The 3,468-nt window shown below is 67.8% G+C and carries 4 protein-coding genes; 1 reads left to right on the top strand and 3 read right to left on the bottom strand.

The features are described 5' to 3' along the window. Positions 1-362, top strand: a 362-nt coding sequence (locus ACFWPJ_RS26110; RefSeq protein ID WP_378855106.1) for an alpha/beta fold hydrolase, incomplete at its 5' end; no start/stop codon positions are given. A gap of 53 nt (positions 363-415) precedes the next feature. On the opposite strand, the gene ACFWPJ_RS26105 is transcribed toward ACFWPJ_RS26110, so the two are convergent. Genes ACFWPJ_RS26105 through ACFWPJ_RS26095 form a run of 3 tightly spaced genes read right to left on the bottom strand, consistent with a single transcriptional unit; the run spans position 416 to position 3,461 of the window. Beyond that, entirely contained in the window at positions 416-1,648 is a 1,233-nt protein-coding gene (locus ACFWPJ_RS26105; RefSeq protein WP_378855104.1) for an acyl-CoA dehydrogenase family protein, read from the bottom strand. 13 nt (positions 1,649-1,661) lie between these two features. Next, on the bottom strand, positions 1,662-2,543 hold the full coding sequence (locus ACFWPJ_RS26100; protein ID WP_378855102.1) for an SDR family oxidoreductase: 882 nt from the start codon (positions 2,541-2,543) through the stop codon (positions 1,662-1,664). Between the two features lie 24 nt (positions 2,544-2,567). Beyond that, positions 2,568-3,461 (bottom strand): MaoC/PaaZ C-terminal domain-containing protein, encoded by an 894-nt coding sequence (locus tag ACFWPJ_RS26095; RefSeq protein WP_378855108.1) that lies wholly within the window; start codon positions 3,459-3,461, stop codon positions 2,568-2,570. Positions 3,462-3,468 lie beyond the last annotated feature (7 nt).

The raw sequence follows: 3,468 nt of genomic DNA, 5'->3' as shown, positions 1-3,468 counted from the left end.
TGGCTGCGTTCATGCTGAGCAAGAACACCGGCGCCGTCTCACGCCGCGACCTGGCGACCATCATCACCGCCGTACTGCACTGCGACGCGATGATCCCGCTGCTCCTGGGCAGCCTCCGCGCCCCAGGAATGGACGACCTCGGCGAACTCACCACCCCAGTGCGCATGCTGCTCGCCGAGTACGACCGGATCATCCCCAACCGCGTCTACGCCACCCGCTACCTGCGCGAACTCCCCGAATCCGCCGACCGCATCCTGGTGCACGGCGTCGGCCACGTGCCGATGCTGGAGGCGCCGGACCGCATCGCGACGCTCATCGCCGAGCACATCTACGCCAGCCGCGGGCACCTGCGCGCGGTCTGAACACGCGAGAACCCGGCCGCGCGAACAGCATTCGCGGCCGGGCCCGTTCACGCCTACTTGCCGAGCAGACCCTTGGCGATGTGGGTCACCTGGATCTCGTTGCTGCCCGCGTAGATCATCAGCGACTTCGCGTCGCGGGCGAGCTGCTCCACCCGGTATTCGCTCATGTAGCCGTTGCCGCCGAACAGCTGCACCGCCTCCATCGCCACCTCGGTGGCCGCCTCGGAGCAGTAGAGCTTCATCGCCGACGCTTCGGCCAGGCTCAGCGGCTTCCCCGCCTTGTCCCGCTCGAGCACGTTGAACACCATGTTCTGCACATTGATCCGGGCGATCTCCATCTTGGCCAGCTTGAGCTGGATCAGCTGGAAGCTCCCGATCTCCTGACCCCACAGCGTGCGGTTGCGCGCGTAGTCGACGCAGAGCCGGTGACATTCCTCGATGATGCCCAGCGCCATGAACCCCACGCCGACCCGCTCGGCGGTGAAACTCGCTCTGGCGCTTTCACGTCCGTCGCCGCTGCGGTGCTCCTCGGTCTCGCCGAGCAGCCGGTCGCGGCCGAGACGGACATTGTCGAAGAACAGTTCGCCGGTCGGTGAGGAGTGCAGGCCCATCTTCTTGAACGGCTTGCCCTGGGCGAGGCCCTCCATGCCCTTGTCCAGCACGAAGGTCAGCACCTTGCGGTGGCGTTTGTCGGCGCCGTCGCCCTCGTCGAGCTTGGCGTAGACGATCATCACGTCGGCGCAGGGGCCGTTGGTGATGAAGGTCTTCTGCCCGTTGAGGATGTAGTCGTCGCCGTCGCGTTCGACGCGAGTCTTCATGCCGCCGAACGCATCCGAGCCCGAGTCGGGTTCGGTGATCGCCCACGACGCCACCTTGCGCAGGGTGACGATGTCGGCGAGCCAGCGCTCCTTCTGCGCCAGCGTGCCCCGCGACATGATGGTGGTGGCGCCCAGCCCGATGCTGACCCCGAGCGCGGACACCAAACCCATACAGACACCGGATAATTCGCTGATCAGCACCGCCATCATCGACCGCTGCCCGGCGAACAGCGACCCACCGCCGCCACCGGATTTCTCCCCCGGTCCCGCCGCTTCCTTGGCGAGCATCTTGGCGACGGCGTCCTCGGCCATCGCGTCGATCCCGAACTGGCTGAACAGTTTCCGCAGGATCGGGTACGGCAGCATCTCACCGCTGTCGAGGGCGTCCAGATGCGGGCGCACCTCCTTGTCGATGAAGGTCCGCACGGCATCGCGGATCATCAGATCGGTTTCGGACCATTCGATCATCGTCGTCTCCCGCTCACGGCAGCCGCACGGCGATGTCGTCGATCGCCCACGGCCCTTCGGTCTCGATCGTCTTCACGTCGTGCCAGCCGGCCAGTTCGGAGATGGCTCCGCCCTGCACAGCGAACACCTTGCCGGTGATGGGGCACTTGTCCGAGGCCAGGTAGGCGACCAGCGGCGAGATATTGGCCGGGCTGAAGGCGTCGAACCCGCCGGATTCCTCGGCCGCGGCGGCCTCGGCGGCGAACATCTCGCCCATGCCGGGGGTGGCCAGGGTGAGCCGGGTGCGGGCGATCGGCGCGATGGCGTTGACCCGCACGCCGTAGCGGCCAAGTTCCTCGGCCGCGACCTGGGTGAGCGCGGCGATCCCTGCCTTGGCCGCGCCGTAGTTGGCCTGACCCGCATTGGGCAGGGTGACACCCGAGGCCGAGGCGGTGTTGATGACGGCCGCATTGGGCTGGTTGCCTGCCTTGCTCTGCGCCTTCCAGTAGGCGGCAGCGTGGTGCAGCACGGCCGCGTGACCCTTGAGGTGCACGGCGATCACCGCGTCCCACTGGGCTTCGTCCATCGCGGCAACGAAGACATCGCGCAAGATGCCCGCGTTGTTGACCACGATGTCGAGCCCGCCGAACTCCGACACCGCCTGCGCGATCAGGTTCTGCGCGCCGTCCCAGGTCGCGATGTTGTCGGTATTGGCGACCGCCGCACCGCCCGCGGCCCGGATCTCGTCGGCGACCTGCTGCGCCGGACCGACGTCGGCGCCTTCGCCGGCATTACTGCCGCCGAGATCGTTGACGACGACCTTCGCGCCTTCGCGCGCGAACAACAGCGCGTGCTCACGGCCGATGCCGCGGCCCGCGCCGGTGATCACGGCGACCTTGCCTGCCAGGGAACTCATGGTGACTCCTGTATGTGAGGGGGTTCAGTCGGCGATCACGGCCAGGCCGTCGCTGAGCACGACGTCCTCGCCGCGCACCGTCTCGAACGCGTAGGTGGTGACGCCGTCGGCGCTGGTGACGGGCCAGATCCGGGTCTGCAGGTCGTCGCCGGGGAACACGAGCTTGGCGAAGCGCACCGCGAAGCGCCGCAGCCGGTGCACATCCGAACCAGCGGTCGCGGTGAGTACGCCCCAGGAGGCCATCGCCATCGTGCACAGGCCGTGCGCGATGATGCCGGGCAGTCCGGCGTCCTTGGCGACCTGTTCGTCGAGGTGCAGCGGGACCGGGTCGCCCGAGGCGGGCGAGTACCGGAAGGTCTGGTCGTCGTCGACGTGTTGGTCGACGACCGCCGACGGCGCACTCGCGCGCAGAGTCTCGTCGAACCGGTGCGACGGCGCCTGCTCCCCCACCGACTTGCCCGCGTCGATATTGCGGAAGAAGGCGGTGAGGTACTGCTCGTTCACCAATTCGCCTGCGGTGTCGCGGCATTCGACCAGGATGGTGATGGTCGTACCGGTGGACTTGCTGGTGTAGCCGACCGCCTTGGCCCGCGAGACCAGTTCCTCGCCGGGCCGGATCGGCCGGTGGAAGTGGAAGTCCTGCTCGCCGTGCACGACCCGGCCGAAGATGTCCATGGGTGCCACGTCGATGACGGGCATCATCATGGCTTCGAACACCGGGACGCTGGCGAACACCGGCGGCGCGACCTCGCCGGTGCGGTGCGCCTCGATCGGATCATTGGTCGCTGCTGCGTATTCGGCGATACGGTCCGCGGTGACGGCGAATTGCTCCGCGTCGCTCCATTTTTCCAGGCCCGCGTCAGCGGACGCTGCCCACCGCGAGCGAGGGGTAGAGCTCGGTGCTGGCGCGCACCACAACCACCCC

Source organism: Nocardia sp. NPDC058497, assembly GCF_042720195.1.
Taxonomy (GTDB): Bacteria; Actinomycetota; Actinomycetes; order Mycobacteriales; family Mycobacteriaceae; genus Nocardia.
Note: the sequence above shows the minus strand (reverse complement) of the source record. Positions and strands in the feature narration are given on the sequence as shown.